Below are 21,694 nucleotides of genomic sequence, written 5' to 3'. Positions count from 1 at the left end.
TTCAAATTTTTGGGAGTTAAAATGTAAAGGCTTTGTTAAATTTAATTTGATTTAATTCTGAAGAACCTTAAATTTATTGATAAAAATTCAGTTTAATACCAGTTATAGATCAAAAACTGAAGTTCTTTTAGTGTACACCAAATCCTTAAGTTTTAGCCAAAAAGCCAGTACCAAATAAACCACAAACCACGATCCCAGGGTTACAAAAGAGGCATAAATAAAAAACAAACGCACACTTTTGGCGCGCATTCCCACTTTATCGGCCACTCGGGAGGACACATAAAAACCATGTCGCTCAAAAAAATAACGAATATTGTGAACCATTTTTGTCATCCTTACAAATATAAGATTTTAAGTCTTTCGTTGCATTAATTTTACACCAATAGCACAATCAAGACATTTATTGGTATCACAATGATTCTTTTTCAAGTGTACCATAGCCTGGGAATGTAAAGCGTTTTCCGTACTGCCATTGCTAATTAAAAACTCATTTCCATTAAGATTAAGCCCAAAGTTTTTAGCTAACAACTGAAATAAAACTGCCTCCTAGTTATTCCCCGTTAAAAATTAGAAAAATGCGCTTTAAGGCCAGCCTTTTAAGCTACTGGGGTAACATTTGGGGGATTTCATCTCTAATTTCTTCAACCCAATAACGGTACATCAATCCGCTGGGGTGTAAACCATCTTCGGCTACAAGTTCGCTATCTCTCCCTGCTTCACGCGAGATTGGTGTGATATTATAAAAATCGACTTCAAATTCTGACGCTACCTGTCTAAAAACCGCATTAAATTCATCGATCTCCTCTCCAATAGTTTCCGCATTTTCTTCTCCAAAAGGTGTTACACCATAATCTGGAATACTCAAAGCAAAAACTCCTTTCTCCCTGCGTTTGGAATGGTTAAGTGCCAACTTAAAAATCTCACGCAGCTCTTCCTCATAATCGTCAATACTTTGTCCCTGGTATTGATTATTGACACCGATTAAAATGGAAACCAGATCAAATTCTCGTGTATAATTTAATTCAGACCTCATTGCAGCTAGTAGATTTCCAGAGGTCCAACCGGTTTTGGCAATAATTTTAGGCGGGGCAACTTTATAACCTCTTTCATTTAATTGAGCTACCAATTGTACCGGCCAGCGCTCTTTTTCGGGAACACTTTCACCAATCGTATAAGAATCCCCCAGCGCGAGGTAACTGTAATCCATACCAGAAGTATTATCGGTTTCAGTATTCTGAGTGACCGAATTAGAAGTATTACAACCTATTGCTAAAAATGCTAAAAATATGAAGTAGAAATTTTTCATTCAAAATCTGATTAAGGCTTTAAATAGCGTATTTTGCAGCAATTTAAAACATTTAGCCCATTTGTAATATGAAATTGTACTTCATTTTATTCTTTTTAAGCAGCGCATTATTCGCCCAGGAAACCCCGGCGGAAAGCTTTTGGAAACAACTTCAGCAACATTGCGGAAAAGCTTATGAAGGCACCATACCCCAGGGAATGGGTAATGATGATTTCGATAACAAGAAATTACTGATGCACGTGAGATCCTGTGAAGAAGATGAAATTAAAATCCCATTTTTTGTGGGTGAAAATAAATCCCGAACTTGGATTTTAAGATTAAAGGATGATAAAATTCAGCTGAAACACGATCACCGCCAACCTGATGGAAGTGAAGATAAAATCACGCAATATGGCGGAACATCATCTAATACCGGCTTAGCGAACATCCAGGTTTTTCCTGCTGATGAGGAAACCGCTGAACTTATTCCAGCTGCAGCGACTAATGTTTGGTGGATTAGCTTGGATGATAAAATTTTTAGTTACAACCTTAAAAGAATTGGTTCTAAAACAAATTTCACTGTAGAATTTGATCTTTCCAAACCGGAAAAAACTCCCACTGCACCCTGGGGTTGGAAAGAATAATATTTTAAGATTTTTTTATAGCCAACACCTAAATTCCGGTTAAAGCCTCCTGAAACAATTCCTTTTTGAAAATTTTGTTTATCTTTTTTAGCAAAGTGAACCAGAATTCAATTATGGAATCCAACCAAGAAAATCATACCAATACTACTTCAAATATTGCTTCAAAAGCAAGACAGGAAAAAGAGGAACCTAAAACTGGCATTGGACGTTTCTTTTCTAAACTAGGATATTCAATTTGGATAGCGGTTATGGTAGTTGGCGGTATAATTGCCTTCCTGGTTTCCCTCCTGGTATTATGAAAAGTCTAAAAACGGTATTTGTAATATTCTGTCTAACTTTTGTAATTCTACAAACTCTCCTTCTTTTAGAAACCCCACTACCCGATTTAATTAATTTCTACCTGGCAGATTTTCTTTGTATGCCAATTGTTTTAAGCATCTGTCTCTTTACTGTACAGTTTTTAAAAAAGGACAAATCTTTACGTTTAAATCTTATAACTGTACTATCCGTATTCGTGATGTATGCAATTTACTTTGAAGTTATCCTCCCACCCTTACACTGGAGATATACCGCAGACATTCTTGATGTACTTCTTTATTTAATTGGGAGTTTTGTCTTTTATTTTCTTCAGAAATTACCTTGAGAAAACCAACCCGGAGCGCGCTTACGAGACATTCAAAGAGATTAAAAATTTTAATTTCGAAACAAGCATCTTAGCATACAATCTCCATCATTGAGTCAATTATCTTACTTAAGCTGCTTTCCTAAATTTTTCACTTATGTAAATTTCTCCCGCTTTAAGTCTTTTTAGGTAATTTATCATATCCTCCCGCACTTCAGAAGACATTATATATAAACCTATAATATTTGGAAAAGACATGGCTAAAATCATCATATCAGAGAAACTAAGTACGGCACCGAGACTTGTAGAAGCGCCAAGAACAACAAATAGAAGGAACATAACTTTATAAACGGTTTCAGATTTTACACTTTTCCCAAAAAGATAAGTCCAGGATCTCATCCCATAGTAAGACCAGGAAACCATAGTTGAAAATGCAAATAGGAAAACTGCAAAAGCGAGAACAGCCGGGAACCAGGAGATTACACTACCAAATGCATCTGAGGTTAACTCTACTCCTCCCAGCCCATTCACTTCATGCATACCGGTAAAAATAAGCACAAGGGCCGTCATAGTACAAACAACCATAGTATCTATGAAAGGTTCTACCAAAGAAGTAAAACCATCGGCTATAGGATTATTAGTTTTTGAAGCACTATGTGCAATTGCAGCCGAACCAACCCCAGCTTCACTGGAAAAAGCAGCCCGTTGCAAACCAATAATTAAAACTCCAATAAATCCGCCTTTAAGGGCATCAGCAGAGAGTGCTCCGTTAAAAATTGCAGAAAAAGCCCCACCTATATTTTCTATGTGAGTACCAATTACAATAGCACATCCAAGAATATATACTATCGCCATAAAAGGAACCACTTTTCCAGTAACTTTAGCAATACTATTAATACCCCCAATTATTACCACCCCCACTAATATAGCGAAGCCTATACCAAACCAAAAGCCGTGACCCTGTAGAAATGGTAATTGCTCAGATACAATTTTAAACGCCTGGTTAGATTGTAGCATATTGCCGCCACCAAATGATGCCCCCACGCCAAGAACAGCAAAAAGGCCAGCAAGAAATTTTCCCAAACCTCTCATATTTCTTTTTTCCAGACCATATCGCAAGTAATTCATTGGTCCGCCAAAAATTCGGCCTTCACTATTTATAAACCGGTATTTTACTCCCAAAGTACACTCAACAAATTTTAAAGACATAGCAAAAAAACCTGCTAAAAACATCCAAAAAGTAGCACCGGCACCACCAAGGGAAATAGCTACTGCAACCCCCGCGATATTTCCTAACCCAACCGTTGCAGAAACAGCAGTTGCCATAGCCTGGAAGTGAGTAATAGTACCCGGTGCATTTGGGTCGTCATACTTCCCCCTGGCCAGGTCTATGGAATGTCTGAATCCTCGGATATTTATAAAACCAAGCCTAATTGTAAAAAAGACACTTCCAATAATTAACCATATTACGATAAAAGGAATTGCATTCATCTTCACATCTCCATTAGGATGCAATAGGGGTTGTGGTTCAGCATAAATGACTTCGGCAAAAACATGCGCGTCCTGTTTTACAACATCACTGGTGCGATTAGGGTCAAAAATTACGTGGCCTTCTTTAATAAGGTAATTGAGCCTCCCTTTTACGGGCGCAAAAACTTCAATTTCTTCACCTGTATTCGTTTCGATTATGGCAATTTTATCGCCTTCGCTAACCTCTGCATTTTTCGTGATTAACCATTCTTTTAAGGTATAAGAATTATTGCTTAAAGCATCCCATTCAGGAATGGGAATTTGTTTATTGGAGGTATATACCACAGGATCAAAAAGACCTAAAGAAGCAAAAGGATCCCAAAATAAAATCCCGCCAAGAAAATCTACGGCGGGCTGCACATTACTGTTAAAAGTTTCGGTAATAGATTCGGCAGGAATTGTAAAGGATTTGGAAACAGAATTATTATTCGCATCTGTTACTTTAATGGTATATTCCATTCCTTCAATTAAACCAGTAGATCTTCTGGCATCTAAGGCAGTAGATTGATTGCTCCATTTATACTGGTATGGCTTTTTTCCCCCCGTTACGATAACTTCGGCGGTCCCGTCGTTAATCTCGCGTGAAGGGTTTGAAAGGTTTACTTCTACCTGTAAATTAGAATTATTTTGTGTATTTTTCTGTGCCGCGGTAACGGCCGTTAACATTAAAAATATACTGGTAAAAAGCCATAAGTTCCTCATAACTAAATTGCTTTTCTATTTATCTGTTAATTATTATCTGAATAAAAAAATGAAAGTATTAAAAATTTATAATAACATATATCTTTAATACTCTCAGCTAAAAATCATTCTGAAATTAAATTCAGAATTTATATAAAATTAATCGATGAAGCCTTGTTTTTTCATCCACTCATCGTTGAAAATTTTACCAACATAACGGCTACCGTGGTCGTGGAACAATACTACAACTACATCATCTTTAGTGAAATGTTCCTTGAGTTGAAGTAAGCCTTTTGCCGCAGCTCCCGCTGAATTTCCTAAGAAAAAACCTTCTTCTTCTGCAAGTTTGCGGGTATAAATTGCAGCGTCTTTATCGGTTACCTTCGTGAATCCGTCAATTACACTAAAATCTACATTTTTCGGTAAAATATCTTCTCCAATACCTTCAGTGATATAAGGATAGATTTCTTTTTCATCAAATTCCCCGGTCTCGTGGTATTTTTTAAATACAGATCCGTAGGTATCAATTCCCCAAACTTTAATATAGGGATTCTTTTCTTTCAAATATTTACCAACCCCGGAGATTGTTCCGCCGGTACCAACGCCCACCACAAAATGGGTTACTTTTCCATCGGTTTGCTCCCAAATTTCAGGACCAGTACTTTCATAATGCGCTTTGGTATTGGCCAGATTATCATATTGATTTACATACCAGGAATTTGGTGTTTCCTCGGCCATTCTTTTAGAAGTCGAATAATAAGACTGCGGATCGTCTGGTGCCACATCGGTTGGGCAAACTACCACTTCACAACCTACCGCTTTTAAAATATCTATTTTTTCCTTACTCTGCTTATCAGAAAGCACGCAAACCATTTTATACCCTTTCACAATAGCAGCAAGCGCAAGGCCCATTCCTGTATTTCCTGATGTTCCTTCAATAATAGTTCCGCCGGGTTTTAAAAGTCCGTTGGCTTCTGCTTCCTCTACCATTTTCACTGCCATACGATCTTTAACCGAATTTCCCGGATTAAAAGTTTCGTATTTAGCCAGCACCAAGGCGTCAATTTCACTTGTAATTTTATTCATTTTCACCATTGGCGTATTCCCAATCGTGCCCAATATATTTTCTACGTAATCCATAGTTTTCATTTTGAAGTTGCAAAGGTAGAAAATTGAAACTATTTCAACAGAAATACCCCAAACTCCCTGTTTTTTATAATTTATTCAAATTTAATAGCCCGGGAAGGAGAAATCTTTGAAATTATTACCGAAGGAATTATCAGCATCAGCATACATAAAATAAGGGTTCCAAGGTTCACCGCTAGAATATAATCCCAATTTAAATAAACTGGCACTTCGGTCACATAATAAGTTTCAGGATTCAGCGGAATCAATTTAAAATACTTTTGAAGTAGTAAAATTCCGATTCCTATTAAATTCCCCCAGAAAAGTCCTTTAATAATAAGGTAACCGGCATTGTATAGAAAAATCTTTCTAATGCTCCAGTCGTTTCCGCCCAGGGCTTTCAAAATCCCAATCATTGGGGTGCGTTCTAAAATTAAAACCAACAAAGCGGTAATCATATTTATTCCGGCGACAAGAATCATAATTCCAATAATAAGGGCAATATTAAAATCGAAAAGCGCCAGCCACTCAAAAATAGAATAATACTTCTGGTTTATGGTTTGTGTATCTAAAAATGAGCCGGTGTTTTCATAAACTTCCTGGCCCTTTTTATCAATTTCATTAAAATCGTTTAGAAATACTTCAAAGTTCCCAACTTCGTTTTCATCCCAGCGATTAAGGCGTTGAATATGCCGAATATCGGCCAGCACGTAGAGCTTATCAAACTCCATAAACCCTGAATCATAAATTCCAGTAACCACAAAACCCCTGGTAAGCGGCCTATCGCTCCCATCCCGTAGGAAATAAGTCGGTACTTTATCTCCTACATTTAACTGAAGCCTGTTAGCCAAATAGGCTGAAATTAAAACCTCATCGTTCAGTGTTTTATCAAAATCGGGGAGATTGCCTTCAACCAGGAAATCTTCAAAATAGCTCCAATTATAATCGGTTCCAACACCTTTTACCACAACACCTTCGAAATCTGTTTCGGTCCTGATAATCCCAAATTTTGTCGCTACCGCCTGCACGTGCGAAATCCCTTCAACCGAAGTGAATCCTGGATAAAATTTCTGGTCTTTATCAACCGGTGTAAGGGTAACCTGGGAACTATTATTATCGTAGTTAGAGATATTAATATGCCCGTTAAAAGCGGCGATTTTATCTCTAATTTTTTCCTGTAGACCAAGTCCGGTAGCAAAAGAAACCAACATCATAACCACCCCAATCGCAATTGCTGCAATTGCTATTTTTATAATAGGTGCAGAAATACTACTTTTATGGCTTTTACCTCCAATGAGGCGCTTAACAACAAAAAATTCGAAATTCAAATTATCACGATGCTTAAAAGGTTATTCAAAAGTACATTTTTATTCGCTTTTATAGGTATTCTTTCCTGCGCAAACCAAAATAAGAAAGAGCAATCTTCTGAAGAAATTGCAATAAATAATCAAAATGAAACTGTTACAGAAGACATTATTCTGGCCGCCAATCGCACTGAAGCTTATCTTCCAATGCTTGAGGGGAAAAAAGTCGGGATTGTTGGAAACCAGACTTCTATTATGAAAAATAAAGCGGGTGAATTTACCCACGTAGTAGATTCATTATTAGCTTTAGATGTAAACCTGGTGAAAGGTTTTGCCCCAGAACACGGGTTTCGAGGTACCGCTGATGCTGGAGAAGCCGTAGAAGATGGTAAAGATACTCAAACTGGGTTGCCGGTAATTTCCCTTTACGGCGATAATAAAAAACCAAAAGCAGCACAGTTGGAAGATCTTGATGTCTTGATTTTTGATTTACAAGATGTAGGAACACGATTTTACACCTATATTTCTTCGTTGCATTATGTGATGGAAGCCTGCGCCGAAAATGACGTACAACTTATCGTTTTTGACCGGCCAAACCCCAACGGACATTACATAGATGGCCCAATTTTGGAAACTGAATTTAAAAGTTTTGTTGGGATGCACCCAATTCCTACGGTACACGGATTAACAATGGGTGAGTACGCGAAAATGATTAATGGCGAAAAATGGTTAAAAGACGGTATTCAATGTGATCTTGAAGTGATAGAAATGGAAAATTACGATCATTCCAAAACATATAATCTTCCGGTAAAACCCTCACCGAATCTGCCCAATGCCCAGGCTATAAATTTATACCCAAGTCTGTGTTTTTTTGAAGGAACCAATGTAAATGCAGGACGTGGAACCGATAAACAATTCCAGGTATTTGGATCCCCGTTTTTAGATAAAGAATATTTCGATTTCACGTATACTCCAGAATCAAAAGCCGGAGCAAAAAATCCGAAACATTTAGGAAAGGAATGCTATGGACGCGATCTTAGCGAAATAGACCCTGTAGATCAAATAAATTTAGAATGGCTGATTGAGACCTATCAAAACACCGATAAGAAGGATGAATTCTTCAACGCTTTTTTCACAAAACTTGCAGGCACCGAAGAATTACAATCTCAAATAGAAAAAGGTTTGTCAGCTGAAGAAATTAGGAAAAGCTGGCAGCAAGGTTTGGAAGAGTTTGAAGGGAAGAGGGATACTTACTTGATTTATTAGCTGTTCTGAGTTTCGGATTGCGATTTCAACATAACCATTCTACCCTTTCACCCTCCTCTTCATTTCCTCCACGATATTAAATGCCGCCGGGCAGATAGCGGTATTCTTAATCGTAAGATTAGAAATTTTATGAAAATCCTTTCGGTCGGTATGCGGAAATTCGCGACAGGCTTTTGGGCGAACGTCGTAAATTAAGCAGTAATTATCTTCAGCCAGGAAAGTGCAGGGTACTTGTTGTAGCACATAATCATTATCCTCATCTATTCGCAAATACTGTTCAATAAACTGCTGTGGTTTTTGCTTTAAATGTTTACTGATGCGCTCTATATCTTTATTGGTAAAAAGTGGGCCGGTTGTTTTACAGCAATTTGCACAGTCCAGGCAGTTGGTGCGGGAAAATTCCTCTTCGTGCATATCCTGCATTTGCCGGTCCAGATCTTTTGGCGGCTTTTTTCTAAGTTTCGCAAAAAACTTTTTATTTTCCTTATGCTTATCTTTGGCCTTTTCAGGGAGATTTTTCAGAATTTCTTCCATTCAGCAAAGATATAAAACCAACCTACACCGCATCAATGAATCAGGAAACTTCAGCAAAAGACATTTTTGGAAAAGCGATTTCAGCTTACTATCACGAAAAGGACACTACCGATATCCAGGTACATTCTCCCGATTTTGATGATGATGTAATTCCTGTTACTTATTTATTCCGAAATTATTCAGAAATGCCTCCTTTAGAGCAAAAAGCTTTGCAACTTGCTACGGGAAAGGTTTTAGATGTTGGTTGTGGTGCCGGCAGCCATTCGCTTTATCTTCAACAAGAAAAAAAATTAAATGTGACTTCCATTGATACTTCTCAAGGGGCTATAGAAATTTCCCGCCTGCGCGGAATTAAAGATGCTCGAAACATCGATTTTTTCAACCTAAAAGCTGAAAAATTTGATACTATTTTAATGCTTATGAATGGGAGCGGAATAATTGGCAAGCTTAACAACCTGGATAAATTCTTCAAAAAAACCAGAGAATTGCTGAAGACCGGGGGTAAGCTTCTTTTAGATTCTTCAGATTTAAGCTATTTATTTGACCGGGATGAAGATGGCGGAATTTGGGTAGATTCTGAAGCTGCATATTACGGAGAACTGGAATTTAAGGTAAGTTACAAAGGTGAAAATTCCGATTATTTTAATTGGCTTTATATAGATTTTCAAACCTTAAAATTTGCCGCTGAAACCAATAACTTTAGCTGTAAACGCATAAAAGAAGGAGAGCACTACGATTATTTAGCTGAATTACAAGCTTTAAAACAATAAATTTATATTTTTACCAAAATTGCTTTTCAATGTCTAAATACAAATACAGCCTTCTTCTTTTAATTTTAATGTTCAGTTTTTCCTGTACTTCAGATTCAGATGAAAATGGTGATGACGGGATTTCAGGAATAGATAAAACTGCCAATTTACAGGGTTTGGGCGATTCGGCTTCACATCTTTTAAGCGATTCTGAATTCACTTCTATGAATATAGAAATTGTTTATGTAAACGGGTTTGCTCCTACCGAAGCAGCCCTGGCAAACTTCAAAAGTTTCCTTGAAGAACGCACTTTTAAACCCGATGGTATTAATATTAGTTTAAGAGCGGTTTCTTCTTCTGGCAAGGCGCCATTTTCTATAGAAGAAATTGTAGAAATAGAAAAAGACACCCGCACCGTTTACAACGCTGGAGATGAAATTGCGGTATATATTTATTTTGCTGACGGAAAAAGCGAAAAAGACGAAGAGAATAAATTCACCTTAGGTTCTGCATTTAGAAATACATCTATGGTTATTTTTGGCGGGACTATAGAAGATTTTGCTTCTCGCCCAAATGCGCCTACCGAAAGTGATATTGAAGCCGCAGTATTAAACCACGAATTCGGGCATTTATTTGGCCTGGTAGATATTGGCACCGAACCGCAATCTGATCATAAAGATGATGATAACGAAGGCCACTGCAATGTTCCCGATTGCCTAATGCGAGCTTCTATAGAATTTGGAAGCGGAATAATCGATGAAATTGAAGGCGGCCGGGTTCCACAATTAGGAATGCACTGCATTAGAGACCTGCAAGCTGCTGGGGGGCGATAGTTATGAATCGTCGGGTTAACTATTTTCCGACTTTATCCCGAATTTTGCTTCGGGATTCTAACATTTTTGGAACTAGAAACGGCTTAGATCCTGAAATAAATTTAGGATGACGAGTATAAAATTTGACAGACTAAGCCTTCACCCTGTTTAATTCGCTACGTCACTAATAAATTTAATTCGGTACAACCTCAACTCTTCATCGTCGTAATCACCGTCAAATTCCTGGATGGCTTCATCAATTTTATCGGTTTCAGCTTCCAGAAAATATTCGTGAATTTCTTCCTGTTGGTCTTCATCTAAAATATCGTCTATCCAGTAATTTATATTCAACTTGGTGCCGCTGTAAACAATAGCCTCCATTTCCTTTATAAACTCCTTCATCTCCATTCCCTTTGCAGAAGCAATATCATCTAAAGGTAATTTCCTGTCTACATTCTGAATTATATATAATTTTAAAGCCGAATTTGCGCCGGTAGATTTTACTACCAGGTCGTCTGGACGTACAATCTCATTTTCATCTACATAACGCTGAATAAGTTCTACAAATTCTTTCCCGAACTTCTTGGCTTTGTTTTCACCAACTCCAAAAATATTGCTGAGTTCTTCAATACTCACCGGGTATTTTATAGCCATATCTTCCAGCGAAGGATCCTGAAACACCACGAAAGGCGGCACTTCATTTTTTACAGCTACTTTTTTCCGAAGATCTTTTAGCATTTTAACCAGGGTTTTATCTATCCCTGCCCCTCCAGACTGACTTGCAGTTGGAACAGCTTCCGTAGTACTGTCAAAAATATGATCATCGGTCATCATAAATGATGTTGGATTCTGCAAGAATTCTTCACCTTTAGAAGTAAGTTTTATTACACCGTAGGTTTCAATATCTTTTTTCAATAAACCGGCAACCAAAACCTGCCTGATTAAAGCCATCCAGTATTTTCCATCCCTGTCTTTTCCTTTTCCAAAGAGTGGATGAGTATCGGTTTTATGTGATAGGATAACCGCATTAGATTTACCAATAAGTGTTTTTACAACCTCTTTAGACTTATACAACTGCTTGGTTTCCTTAACCGTTTTTAAAAGTAACTGCACCTCTTCCCCGGCCTCGTGTTGTTTTTTAGGGTATCGTACATTATCGTCCATAGAGGCTCCTTCGCCGGTTTCGCTGTCAAATTCTTCCCCGAAATAATGTAGAATAAACTTTCTACGGGAAACCGAAGTTTCTGCATACGCAACTACTTCTTGCAATAAAGCGTGACCAATTTCCTGCTCGGCCACAGGTTTTCCACTCATAAACTTTTCGAGCTTTTCAATATCTTTATAGGAATAAAAAGCAAGGCAATGCCCTTCGCCCCCATCTCTTCCAGCTCGGCCGGTTTCCTGGTAATAACTTTCTATACTTTTCGGAATATCGTGGTGAATAACAAACCGAACATCGGGTTTGTCTATTCCCATTCCAAAAGCAATAGTTGCGACCACCACATCAATTTCTTCCATAAGAAACTGGTCCTGGTGTCTGCTTCGAGTTTTGGCGTCCAGCCCTGCGTGGTAGGGCACGGCATTAATTCCGTTAACCTGCAGTGTTTGTGCGAGCTCTTCAACTTTTTTCCTGCTTAAACAATAAATAATCCCAGATTTACCGCGGTGTTGTTTGATAAAACGGATAATATCGGCATTTACATTTTTGGTTTTTGGCCGTACCTCGTAATATAAATTCGGTCGGTTAAAACTTGCTTTAAAGGTATTCGCGTCGGGAATTCCTAGATTCTTAAGAATATCTTCCTGCACTTTTGGAGTCGCTGTAGCCGTAAGTGCAATAATTGGAATATTATCGCCTATACGCTTTATGATACTTCGTAAATTTCGATATTCTGGTCTAAAATCGTGACCCCATTCACTAATACAGTGCGCCTCATCTATAGCCAGAAAAGAAATCTTTTGATGTTTTAAAAACTCAACATGATCTTCTTTAGTAAGCGATTCAGGGGCTACATAAAGCAACTTGGTGACACCGTTAGCGATATCTTCTTTTACCTGCTTTACTTCAGTCTTATTTAATGAAGAATTTAGCACATGCGCAACGCCGTGCTCTGCAGAAATACTACGTATAGCGTCTACCTGGTTTTTCATTAAAGCAATAAGGGGCGAAACTACAATTGCCGTTCCTTCTTCAATCAACGCAGGGAGTTGGTAACATAGGGATTTCCCTCCTCCGGTAGGCATTACCACAAAAGAATTATTCTTATTCACTATACTGGTAATCACCTCTTCCTGAAGGCCTTTGAATTGACTAAACCCAAAGTACTTCTTTAGCTGTTGGTGTAAATCAATTTCCGTCAAACTCATTCAATTGTGTTACAATTTTACATACATTTGCATAACTAAAGATACATATTTCTTTAAACTCACAATCCTTAATTTTATCTAAATTTGAAACTGAAGGAAAAAATCCTTATTGCTGCAAAAGAAACTATTTCCATTGAGGCCAAAGCGATTGCAAACCTTGAAAATTTTATTGATAGTGAGTTTGCTGAAGCCGTAGAAAAAATTTACGATGCAAAAGGAAGGGTAATTGTTACCGGCATTGGAAAAAGTGCCGTAATTGCCACAAAAATAGTAGCTACGCTTAATTCTACAGGCACCCCTGCAATTTTTATGCACGCTGCAGACGCCATTCACGGCGATCTTGGGACTATTCAAAAAGACGATGTTGTAATTTGTATTTCCAAAAGCGGAAATAGCCCTGAAATAAAGGTTTTAGTACCTTATATTAAGGATTTCAATAATTTACTTATTGGAATTACGGCCGATAAAGAATCTTTCCTGGGAAGGGAATCTGACTATGTGTTGAACTCTTATGTAGAAAAAGAAGCCTGCCCCAATAATCTTGCGCCTACTACCAGTACAACGGCACAGATGGTAATGGGAGATGCTTTGGCAATTTGTCTATTAAAACTGAAAGGTTTTTCACGTAAAGATTTTGCAAAATATCATCCCGGTGGTTCGCTTGGTAAAAAACTTTACCTGAGAGTGAGTGATATTACCGCACAAAATATGAAACCCCAGGTTGCGCCAGAAACTTCAGTTACCGATGCGATTATAGAGATCTCAGAAAAAATGCTTGGAGTTACTGCAGTAATTGAAAACAATAAAATTATAGGTATTATCACAGATGGGGATATCAGACGAATGCTTAAAAATAATACCGAATTCAAAAACCTTACAGCCAGGGATATTATGAGTCCTAATCCAAAAACCATAGACCAGGATTCCCTGGCGGTAGACGCTTTAGAAATGCTGGAAGAAAATAAAATTTCCCAGTTACTGGCCCTTGATAACCAAACCTACGCGGGTGTAGTACATATACATAACTTAATTCGAGAAGGAATTTTATAATGAAGCAAATTGGCACCCCTGAACCTGAGATGTCCTTTTTGGACCATTTAGAAGATTTAAGATGGCATTTAATAAGATCTGTTGTCGCAATTGTTGTGGCCGGTTCTATAGCTTTTCTTTTAAAGGGATTCATCTTTGATGTATTACTTTTTGGACCCAGTAGAGGCGATTTCTTTTCGTACGATATTCTCTGCCGAATTACCACTTCGCTGGGAGTAGATGCCGGTTTCTGTTTTGACGAGATGCCATTTAGGATTCAAAGTAGAACAATGGGCGGGCAATTTTCGGCACATGTCTGGACCTCTATAACCGCCGGGTTTATTATTGCATTTCCTTACGTTATCTACCAGTTTTGGCTGTTCGTTGCGCCTGCAATGCACGATAATGAACGTAAACACGCTAAAGGATTTATATTTATCACTTCCTTGTTGTTTTTTATAGGGGTAGTTTTTGGATACTACGTGGTAACACCGTTATCTATAAATTTCCTGGGGAAATATCAGGTAAGTGAAACCGTTTTTAACGATTTCGACCTGGGTAGTTATATTGGCCTGGTTAGGGCTTCAGTGCTTGCCAGTGGACTTATTTTTGAATTACCAATTGTTATTTATTTTCTTACCAGGGTTGGAGTGGTAACGCCGCAATTCCTTCAAAAATACCGAAAATACGCATTAGTTATTGTACTGATACTTTCAGCCATAATTACCCCTCCCGATATTGTTAGCCAGATAATTGTGGCTATTCCGGTACTGATACTTTATGAAGTAAGTATTATTATTTCAAAAGTAATCTACAAACAAGAACAAAGAAAACTTAATAAAAATTAGCTATGATTAATAAAGTTGACGAATTCAATGCTTACCGTCAGCAGATGAATGATAAAATCCTTGGAGAAAACAATAAAGTGCTCAAAAGGATTTTTAATTTAGATACCAATGCTTTTACTGAAGGTGCAGTAGATAAAAAAACAAAAGAATTATTAGGTCTTGTTGCCTCCCTGGTTTTGCGTTGCGACGATTGTGTGAAATACCATTTAGAATCCAGTTATAAAGAAGGCTTAACCCGTGAACAGGTTATGGAAACCTTGAGTATTGGCACTCTAATTGGAGGAACTATTGTAATTCCTCACCTTCGCCGCGCCCATGAATACTGGGAAGCTCTGGAAAATGCTAAAGAATAACAGGCTGGCATAAAAAATGTAACTTAGCTCTAAAATGCTTTTTGAATGAAATTACGTGCCGAGAATTTAGTTAAAGCCTATAAAGGAAAAGAAGTTGTAAAAGGAATCTCTCTCGAAGTAAATCAGGGCGAGATCGTAGGATTGCTGGGACCAAACGGCGCCGGGAAAACCACTTCTTTTTATATGATTGTGGGCCTTATAAAACCAAATTCCGGTAAAATTGTTTTAGACAAGGTTAATATCACCAAATACCCGATGTACAAACGGGCGCAGCATGGAATTGGATATTTGGCACAGGAAGCTTCCGTTTTCAGGAAACTTAGTATTGAAGACAATATTATGAGCGTGCTTGAACTCACCGATCTTTCTAAAAAAGAGCGCCACGATAAGATGGAAACACTTATTGAAGAATTTGGCTTAGGCCATATTCGGAAAAACCGGGGCGATCTTTTAAGTGGTGGAGAGCGCCGTCGTACCGAAATTGCCCGTGCCCTCGCCACCGACCCAAATTTCATACTTCTCGATGAACCTTTTGCCGGCGTAGATCCCGTTGCGGTTGAAGATATCCAGCGAATTGTAGCGCAATTAAAAGATAAGAATATCGGAATTCTTATTACCGATCACAATGTGCAGGAAACCCTGGCCATTACAGATAGAACCTATCTAATGTTTGAAGGAAGCATCTTAAAGCACGGTCAACCGCAAGAACTCGCTGAAGACGAAATGGTAAGAAAAGTTTACCTGGGCCAAAATTTTGAGTTGAGAAAGAAGAAGTTGTTTAAATAGAAATTAGAATTTACTCTAAATACTCGCACTACTTAAATCCTGCAATATATCAATCGTAACTTTCGAAAGGAAAGCATGAAATTACGTCATGCTGAACTCGTTTCAGCATCTAGTATGAAAAGTATTTTAGCTCGAGACCCCCGATGAAAAATCGGGAAGGGCTCTGAAACAATCCCGAAGCTTCGGGACAGGATGACGATTCAACTTAAATAGATAACCTGAAAATTCTTAAACCTCACAGGTTTTAAAAACCTGTGAGGTTTGTTTTAATGTACTTCCTCTTCTTTCTTCGGAAAAACAACCGATAAAATCACATAGCTCAAAATAATAAGCGGCACGGCTACAAACTGAAATACCAGTATCAACACCAAACATAAGAGCAAAAAGAAGTAGCGTACTTTATTATCGGCAAAACCCCAATTCTTAAATTTTAAGGCAAAAAGTTTTATTTCGGCATTTAATAGATAACAACTTAGGAGAGTAACGGCGATTAAAAACCATTCATTCAAAATTAAACCGGTTAAAAAACTATCTGGTTGATAAGTTAAAATAAGCGGAAAACTCAGGATTAAAAGTGCATTTGCAGGGGTGGGAACGCCAATAAATGAATCGGTTTGACGATCGTCTACATTGAATTTCGCCAGTCTATAAGCAGAAGCTAAACAAATTAACAAACCAATTAAAGCAATTGTATTGAAATTCCAATCCCACCAACCGGGATTCACCTCCCAGCCGGTATTTTCTACTCCCGAATTTCCCGGCAACGCGTTATCAAGCAATTGATACATCACAATTCCCGGTACTACTCCACTGGTAACAACGTCGGCCAAAGAATCAAGTTGCAATCCAATATCACTCGAGACATTTAGGCTTCTGGCAGCTAGCCCGTCAAAAAAATCGAAGAAAATTCCGCCGGCTACAAAAATTGCCGCCATAATGAGACTTCCCTGTACAGCGAAGATTACCGCGATGGTCCCGCAGAGAAGGTTTAAAAGAGTAATTAAATTCGGAATATGCCTTTTTATACTCATAGATTGGTTTTCTAGAATACTAAACTAATCAATTACCGCCTGTTTCTACAAGTTTTTTCACTTTCTGAAGGAACAATTACAAAAGCTTTAACTTCAAAGAAGTTACCGAAATCTCTTTAAAAAAGAATAGTTTGTTATTTTTGAACAGAATTTCCTGAGTATGAAAAACTTTCTTTACGCAATTTCAAGCGGACTTTTGCTGGCACTTGCCTGGCCAACTTATGGATTTCCGCTACTTTTATTTTTTGCCTTTGTACCACTGCTCTATGCCGAATTTAAAGTAAGAAATTCAAAAAAGAAATATGTTAAATGGAAGGTACTTGGGCTGGCTTATTTAAGCTTTTTCCTTTGGAACCTTATCACAACCTACTGGCTCTATTTTTCTACCGCTTTCGGTGGTGCCTTCGCCGTCCTGGTAAATTCCCTCCTTATGGCCTTGGTATTTTTGCTATATCATATTGTAGCAAAACGTACCGGGTTTAGCGCGGCTTCAGCTTTTTTGATCAGTATCTGGATGGTTTTTGAAAAACTACACCTTGCCTGGGAATTTTCCTGGCCCTGGTTAAATTTAGGAAACGCATTTTCTGAATTTCAAAATTGGGTGCAGTGGTATGAATATACAGGTACTTTTGGTGGTACCCTTTGGGTTTGGCTTGCTAATATCGCTTGTTTTAAAGCGGTATTACTTTATAAAGAATTCAAGGATAAAGATTTTATCTACCGCGGAATCTTTAAAGTGGGGTTACTGATTTTAATCCCGATTGGGAGTTCCTATTTATTATTAAGCCAGGTTGAAGAAAAAGGAGAAACTATGGAAGTGGTGATCCTGCAGCCAAATATTAATCCCTATACCGAAAAATACAATACCAACGATACCCGGATTGGGGAATTACTACTTAAACTAAGCGAAGAGAAAGTCAGCGATAATACTAAACTTATTTTAGCTCCTGAAACCGTTTTTGCCGATGGAACTGTACTCCCAAATTTTGAACAATCTGAAGCTGCTTTTTTCTCAAGACAACTTATAAATAAATACCCTCAAACTAATTTTCTCAGTGGGATTTCTTTTTATGAAAGATTCAGTGATCCGGCAAAAGTTAGAGAACAAAGCAACCAATTAGGCCCGTACGATTGGTACGATGATTATAATTCGGCATTTTTAATGAATGCGGAAGATATTCCTCAGCTATATCATAAATCTAAACTTGTGGTGGGCGTGGAGAATTTTCCATACCAGGAAATCCTAAAACCTATTTTAGGTGATGTGATGATAGATCTGGGGGGTACGGTAGCAATGAAAACCACACAAGAAGACCGGGAAGTTTTTGCTCTTAATAATAATGCGACTACAGGACCAATAATTTGCTATGAATCCGTCTACGGAGAATATGTGACCGGTTACGTAGAAAACGGAGCCGATTTTCTTAGTATTATCACCAATGATGCCTGGTGGGGAAACTCGCAGGGCCATAAACAGCATCTTAGTTATGCTAAATTGCGAGCCATAGAAACCCGCCGCGATGTAGTGCGAAGTGCCAACACCGGGATTTCAGCATTTATCAATCAAAAGGGAGAAATTACTAAAAGCCTTGGTTATGAAAAACAAGGCAGCATTAAGGCTGATATTCACTTAAACTCAGAAATAACTTTTTACGTAGAATATGGAGATTATTTAGCGAGAGTAGCCCAATTCCTGGCTTTATTTATTTTCCTGTTCGCAATAGTGAAGTATAAAAGAAACAGGCCTTCATAAAGCTTTTTCTACTTACTACTACCGCGCACTGCCAACTGAGAACTGAACTATTGTCCTCGGAAGAAAATAACGGTGCTAAGGGTTTTTAGAATAATATTCAAGTCCAGGAAAATTCCGCGATGTTTAATATAGTAAAGATCATATTGAAGTTTTACCAGGCTATCGGTATGGCAATTTCCGTAATCGGCTTTCACCTGCGCCCAACCGGTTAAACCGGGTTTTACGACGTGACGCGTTTCGTAAAAGGGAATTACTTCAGATAATTCATGAACAAAAACGGGTCTTTCGGGTCTTGGTCCTATCAGGCTCATTTCTCCTTTTAAAACATTATAAAACTGCGGAATTTCATCCAGCCTGGACCTCCTTAAAAATTTTCCGAATTTGGTAGTTCGTAAATCGTTCTTTTCAGCATATTGAGGTCCGTTAGGCTCGGCATCTTTTACCATAGTCCTTAACTTTAAAATCCTAAAAATCTCTCCATACTTCCCAATTCTTTCCTGCCGGTAAAACAGTGAACCCCGGTTGCCCAGGAAGTTTGCTATTAAAATAATAGGAAGCATCAGTATCAAAAAAGTCAATCCCACTAACGCAATAATAATATCGAAAATTCTAAAAAAAAATTGATAAAATTTATTCTGATTACTTCGGCTAAAAGGAAAATAGCGGTAAAAATCCTTATCAACGTGCTGTACGGGAATACGCTGGGTAATTTCTTCGTAAACCTGTGTATAATCTTTAATAGGAAATCCTGCTTTTAGCAAAACACTTAACTGATTGTACAATGGCAGCATCAGGCCTTTTTTGTATCCACTGGCCACTACAATTTCGTTTATATGATGCTCTTTAATAGCTTCGGTAAGATCTTTAATCTCAAACCTAATCAGTTTATCCTCATCTATTTCTGAAGAAAGCCGGTCTTCAGTTTTAATATAACCTACCACCACATAATTAGGATCAGATTTCTGAAGATCAGAACTGATGAGATTAATATCAAAAGAATTGCCTACCACCAGAACCCGTTTATAAAAGCGCGGAGAAGAAATTAAAGTGATATACACAAGACGCCATAATAATAGGGGAATCAAAATTGCGAGGAAGAAAAAGAGAATTTGCAAGCGATTTTCCGGAAGACTGGGTGTTAAAAAAGGCGTAAGCATATAGAATAAAACAGTAGCCCCGGAGCTTAACAATGAATTTTGTAATACGCTATCGAAATTGGAAGCTTTTTGAAGATCGTAAAGTTCAAAAATACTGGCAAAAAGGTTAAAATAAAGGAGTAAAACCAGGGTCCAGTACCAGTTTTGGGAATCTATTCTAAAATAATCGAATTCAAAGATAATTCCTATCAGGCTGAGGCAGGTTAAAATACAAAGCGAGTCTAACAAACGCAGTAATACCTTACGCTCAGAGATTTCAAAATGTACAAGTGGCCGTTGGGACATAGCTTACCTACTTACGGGTTAAAGATAGAATTTTTTTGATTTCTACTACTTTTAATAGAGGAAAATAAGGATGGATTCAGGGTTAATATTGCATCGGACCAGATGTCTTATCTCCACCCTTTTAAAGCCACGAATACACTAATATTTTTCAAATGAAATAATGAAAGTAACGTCATTGCTATGAAGGAACGACTGAATCAATCTGTCGAAACGTATTCGGGGCGCTCGTAGTAACGAGTTGAGAGGAAAGGCAGGAACCATTCGACTCTTAAGGTGATATTAACTTAGATCATGTTAGATCCTGAAATAAATTCAGGATGACGCCTTGATTTTCTTTTCCAATAGTCTTTTTTTTGAAATTAAGAGCGAAACTAATATATGTAAAGTACAAATGGGTGTCAGAAAGAGCTCCAGCAGAACGGCATAATTTTAAGTAATAAAATCTCATTCAGAAAGCAAAATTTCTTTCCAATTCTCTTTTATAATTTCCCAATCGAATTTTTCCGACTGTCGTCGGGCATTTCTGCTAAGTTTCTCGGTTAAATCCTCGTCTATTAGTAATTTTTTAATAGCGCTTAACATAGCGGATTCCTCGTCGGGAGGAACCAGTATCCCGGTTTCTTCATGTTGAAGCAAATAAGGAATGCCGCCAACATTAGTAGAAACAATGGGTAATCCAAGCGCCATTGCCTCTATTAAACTTACCGGTGTGTTATCAATGTTCGTGGTATTAAGAAAAATGTCATATTCTTCTGAAAGGGCGGTCCATTCCGGTTTAGTAAGTTTGCCGGTGAATTTTACTTGTAACTTATTTTTTTCAGCATAATTCACGCATTCTTTAAAAGAACCATCTTTTTCAGGCCCAACCATACAGAGTTCGGCTTCGGGGTATTCGATTAATAATTCTTCCAAAACCTTTAAGGCTAGCATGGGATTATAAATTTCAGCAAAAGCGCGCACCCAAAGCAGCTTTGGTTTTAAAACTTTTCTGGATTTAAATGGGTAATATTTCAGAAAAATAGAATTCGGAATGTATTTTAGATTGGTAAATCCTGCTTTTTGAAATACGTCAAAAAGATACCGTGAAGGAGCGATATTCAGTTTTGCATTCTTAAATAAAGAATCAGATAATTGTGGATTCTTTTTTAATCTCAGGGGAAGTTCACCACCGTGGAGAAGCACAATATAATCAAGCTGTAAATTTCTACAGAGTTGGGCTGTGAGCACGGCATACCAGAAATTTCGCGTACTGTAGGTATCAATTAAAACATAATCTGCCCAAGATTTATTCTTAATTATAGAATTTAGCATTTCAGATAACCTCAGCACTTGGTTTTTATGAGAAGAGGAGGTTTTTACCTCAAAACCTTCATTTCTTAATAATGGTGATAATTTATCTATAGAAGTTGGCGCCCCGCCCCGGTCTTCAAGTTCATTGCCAATATAAAGCAGGTTCTTCATTTCCGATTCTTTTACCCCCTATGTCGAAATTAGGCACAAATTCCTAGTTGCAATTCTATTTGATGTCAATTC

20 protein-coding genes are annotated in these 21,694 nt (G+C 37.8%); 10 read left to right on the top strand and 10 right to left on the bottom strand.

Annotation, left to right across the window (positions count from 1 at the left end; all coding sequences use genetic code 11):
• Positions 1–102: 102 nt before the first annotated feature.
• Positions 103–333, bottom strand: coding sequence for a PspC family transcriptional regulator (locus B5X53_RS12325; RefSeq protein WP_079713534.1), 231 nt, complete (start codon positions 331–333; stop codon positions 103–105).
• Between the two features lie 268 nt (positions 334–601).
• Positions 602–1,306 carry an SGNH/GDSL hydrolase family protein gene (locus B5X53_RS12320; RefSeq protein ID WP_079713533.1) on the bottom strand — a complete coding sequence of 235 codons (705 nt, stop codon included), beginning with the start codon at positions 1,304–1,306 and terminating at the stop codon, positions 602–604.
• Between the two features lie 68 nt (positions 1,307–1,374).
• Here B5X53_RS12320 and B5X53_RS12315 point away from each other — a divergent pair, with 68 nt between their 5' ends.
• Positions 1,375–1,929 carry a hypothetical protein gene (locus B5X53_RS12315; RefSeq protein ID WP_079713532.1) on the top strand — a complete coding sequence of 185 codons (555 nt, stop codon included), beginning with the start codon at positions 1,375–1,377 and terminating at the stop codon, positions 1,927–1,929.
• Between the two features lie 113 nt (positions 1,930–2,042).
• Positions 2,043–2,228, top strand: a complete 186-nt coding sequence (locus B5X53_RS12310) for a hypothetical protein (RefSeq protein WP_079713531.1) — start codon at positions 2,043–2,045, stop codon at positions 2,226–2,228.
• Between the two features lie 452 nt (positions 2,229–2,680).
• On the opposite strand, the gene B5X53_RS12300 is transcribed toward B5X53_RS12310, so the two are convergent.
• The 3 genes from B5X53_RS12300 to B5X53_RS12290 form a co-directional block, all read right to left on the bottom strand.
• The gene (locus B5X53_RS12300) at positions 2,681–4,783 is read right to left on the bottom strand and encodes an amino acid carrier protein (RefSeq protein ID WP_079713529.1); all 2,103 of its coding nucleotides are present in this window, start codon (positions 4,781–4,783) and stop codon (positions 2,681–2,683) included.
• A gap of 138 nt (positions 4,784–4,921) precedes the next feature.
• A complete protein-coding gene (locus tag B5X53_RS12295; RefSeq protein ID WP_079713553.1) occupies positions 4,922–5,902 on the bottom strand; it encodes a PLP-dependent cysteine synthase family protein in 981 nt (326 codons plus the stop codon).
• An 80-nt stretch (positions 5,903–5,982) separates the two neighbouring features.
• Positions 5,983–7,215 carry an ABC transporter permease gene (locus B5X53_RS12290; protein ID WP_079713528.1) on the bottom strand — a complete coding sequence of 411 codons (1,233 nt, stop codon included), beginning with the start codon at positions 7,213–7,215 and terminating at the stop codon, positions 5,983–5,985.
• A gap of 9 nt (positions 7,216–7,224) precedes the next feature.
• Here B5X53_RS12290 and B5X53_RS12285 point away from each other — a divergent pair, with 9 nt between their 5' ends.
• Positions 7,225–8,457: an exo-beta-N-acetylmuramidase NamZ family protein gene (locus B5X53_RS12285; RefSeq protein ID WP_079713527.1), complete on the top strand. Its 1,233-nt coding sequence runs from the start codon at positions 7,225–7,227 to the stop codon at positions 8,455–8,457.
• A 39-nt stretch (positions 8,458–8,496) separates the two neighbouring features.
• Here B5X53_RS12285 and B5X53_RS12280 read toward each other — a convergent pair whose 3' ends face one another.
• Positions 8,497–8,991 carry a YkgJ family cysteine cluster protein gene (locus tag B5X53_RS12280; protein ID WP_079713526.1) on the bottom strand — a complete coding sequence of 165 codons (495 nt, stop codon included), beginning with the start codon at positions 8,989–8,991 and terminating at the stop codon, positions 8,497–8,499.
• 35 nt (positions 8,992–9,026) lie between these two features.
• Here B5X53_RS12280 and B5X53_RS12275 point away from each other — a divergent pair, with 35 nt between their 5' ends.
• A complete protein-coding gene (locus B5X53_RS12275; protein WP_079713525.1) occupies positions 9,027–9,761 on the top strand; it encodes a class I SAM-dependent methyltransferase in 735 nt (244 codons plus the stop codon).
• Positions 9,762–9,790: 29 nt separating this feature from the next.
• Positions 9,791–10,573, top strand: a complete 783-nt coding sequence (locus B5X53_RS12270) for a hypothetical protein (RefSeq protein WP_079713524.1) — start codon at positions 9,791–9,793, stop codon at positions 10,571–10,573.
• A gap of 147 nt (positions 10,574–10,720) precedes the next feature.
• On the opposite strand, the gene recQ is transcribed toward B5X53_RS12270, so the two are convergent.
• Positions 10,721–12,919, bottom strand: coding sequence for a DNA helicase RecQ (gene recQ / locus B5X53_RS12265; protein WP_079713523.1), 2,199 nt, complete (start codon positions 12,917–12,919; stop codon positions 10,721–10,723).
• 84 nt (positions 12,920–13,003) lie between these two features.
• On the opposite strand from recQ, the gene B5X53_RS12260 reads away from it, so the two are divergent.
• From B5X53_RS12260 to lptB, 4 genes are read left to right on the top strand one after another with little or no spacing between them, the layout of a single operon-like run.
• On the top strand, positions 13,004–13,969 hold the full coding sequence (locus tag B5X53_RS12260) for a KpsF/GutQ family sugar-phosphate isomerase (RefSeq protein WP_079713522.1): 966 nt from the start codon (positions 13,004–13,006) through the stop codon (positions 13,967–13,969).
• Positions 13,969–14,796 (top strand): twin-arginine translocase subunit TatC, encoded by an 828-nt coding sequence (tatC, locus tag B5X53_RS12255; RefSeq protein ID WP_079713521.1) that lies wholly within the window; start codon positions 13,969–13,971, stop codon positions 14,794–14,796. The genes B5X53_RS12260 and tatC overlap by 1 nt, the downstream gene beginning before the upstream one ends.
• A gap of 2 nt (positions 14,797–14,798) precedes the next feature.
• Positions 14,799–15,149 carry a carboxymuconolactone decarboxylase family protein gene (locus tag B5X53_RS12250; protein ID WP_079713520.1) on the top strand — a complete coding sequence of 117 codons (351 nt, stop codon included), beginning with the start codon at positions 14,799–14,801 and terminating at the stop codon, positions 15,147–15,149.
• A 45-nt stretch (positions 15,150–15,194) separates the two neighbouring features.
• Complete coding sequence (gene lptB, locus B5X53_RS12245; protein ID WP_079713519.1) at positions 15,195–15,935, top strand: LPS export ABC transporter ATP-binding protein; 741 nt, start codon at positions 15,195–15,197, stop codon at positions 15,933–15,935.
• Between the two features lie 266 nt (positions 15,936–16,201).
• On the opposite strand, the gene B5X53_RS12240 is transcribed toward lptB, so the two are convergent.
• The gene (locus B5X53_RS12240) at positions 16,202–16,966 is read right to left on the bottom strand and encodes a CDP-alcohol phosphatidyltransferase family protein (protein ID WP_079713518.1); all 765 of its coding nucleotides are present in this window, start codon (positions 16,964–16,966) and stop codon (positions 16,202–16,204) included.
• A 160-nt stretch (positions 16,967–17,126) separates the two neighbouring features.
• Between B5X53_RS12240 and lnt the strand changes: the two genes are divergently transcribed.
• Positions 17,127–18,719 (top strand): apolipoprotein N-acyltransferase, encoded by a 1,593-nt coding sequence (gene lnt / locus B5X53_RS12235; protein ID WP_079713517.1) that lies wholly within the window; start codon positions 17,127–17,129, stop codon positions 18,717–18,719.
• Between the two features lie 47 nt (positions 18,720–18,766).
• On the opposite strand, the gene B5X53_RS12230 is transcribed toward lnt, so the two are convergent.
• Together B5X53_RS12230 and B5X53_RS12225 are read right to left on the bottom strand one after the other, a co-directional pair.
• Positions 18,767–20,161, bottom strand: coding sequence for an exopolysaccharide biosynthesis polyprenyl glycosylphosphotransferase (locus tag B5X53_RS12230; RefSeq protein WP_079713516.1), 1,395 nt, complete (start codon positions 20,159–20,161; stop codon positions 18,767–18,769).
• A gap of 444 nt (positions 20,162–20,605) precedes the next feature.
• A complete protein-coding gene (locus B5X53_RS12225) occupies positions 20,606–21,622 on the bottom strand; it encodes a glycosyltransferase family 4 protein (protein ID WP_079713515.1) in 1,017 nt (338 codons plus the stop codon).
• Positions 21,623–21,694: the final 72 nt, after the last annotated feature.

Origin of the sequence: Salegentibacter salinarum (assembly GCF_900168115.1) — a bacterium.
Lineage (GTDB): Bacteria > Bacteroidota > Bacteroidia > Flavobacteriales > Flavobacteriaceae > Salegentibacter > Salegentibacter salinarum.
This window is presented reverse-complemented; position numbering and strand designations above follow the sequence as displayed.